Source organism: Variovorax cryoconiti (assembly GCF_051216395.1).
Taxonomy (GTDB): domain Bacteria; phylum Pseudomonadota; class Gammaproteobacteria; order Burkholderiales; family Burkholderiaceae_C; genus Variovorax.
On sequence record NZ_JBPJZI010000084.1, the window covers coordinates 1 to 1,034 of the forward strand.

Genomic DNA, 1,034 nt, shown 5'->3' on the forward strand with positions numbered 1-1,034 from the left:
CCGAGCAATTGAGCCTGGCGGCCGTCCCGCTCGGCGCCGTCCTGCTGCTGTTGAGCGCCTGTGCAGTCGGCCCCGACTTCAAGACGCCCGACCTGCCGGCCGCCGCCAGCGGCGCCGACTACACGCCCGCACCGGTGCCTGCGCGCACAGCACAGGCGAACGTGCCGGCCGGCCAGGCCCAGGAGCTGCTGGCGGGACGCGACATCCCTGCCCAGTGGTGGGACGTGTTCCGTTCGGAGCCTCTCGACCGGCTGATCCGGGCCTCGCTCGCGCAAAGCCCCACGCTGGCTTCTGCGCAGGCAGCATTGCGCCAGGCCGAGGCCACGTATGACGCCAAGTCGGGCAACCTGCTGTGGCCGCAGGTCACAGGGCAACTCGGCGTGCAGCGCGAGCGCGCATCCGAAGTCAGCACACAGGTGCCGGGCGGCCAGCTGCTCACGCTGTACAACGCCTCGGTCAACGTCAGCTACAACCTCGACGTGTTCGGCGGCTCGCGCCGGCAGATCGAAGGCGAACGGGCCGCTGTGGAAGCGCAGCGCTACCAGGTCGAGGCGGTCTACCTCACGCTGACCTCGAACCTCGTCACCACCGCCATCCGCGAAGCCTCGCTGCGCGCGCAGTTGCAGGCCGTGCGCGAGGTGCTGCAGGCGCAGCGCGAGCAGCTGAACGTGATCGAAAAGCAGTTCGACACCGGCGCGATCGCGAAGTCGATCGTGCTGCAGCAGCGCACGCAGGTCGCGCAGACGGAGGCCACAGTGCCGCCCATCGAGAAGTCGCTCGCGCAAACGCGCCACCAGCTCGCGGTGTTCGCGGGCCGGCTGCCGTCCGAAGCGGGCCTGCCCGAGTTCGACCTCGCAAGCCTCTCGCTGCCGCAGGCACTTCCGGTGTCGCTGCCCTCCGAACTTGCGCGCCAACGCCCCGACGTGCGTGCCAGCGAAGCGCAGCTGCACCAGGCCAGCGCGGCAGTCGGCGTGGCCACGGCCAACCTCTATCCGCAGATCCAGCTGAGCGCCAGCTACGGCAACAGCGCCTTG

At 70.2% G+C, this 1,034-nt stretch carries 1 protein-coding gene; it reads left to right on the forward strand.

Features of this window, described 5'->3' with window-relative positions; translation table 11 throughout:
• The coding region (locus tag ACSFA2_RS25910; RefSeq protein WP_435458187.1) for an efflux transporter outer membrane subunit at window positions 1-1,034 on the forward strand (1,034 nt) is incomplete at both ends.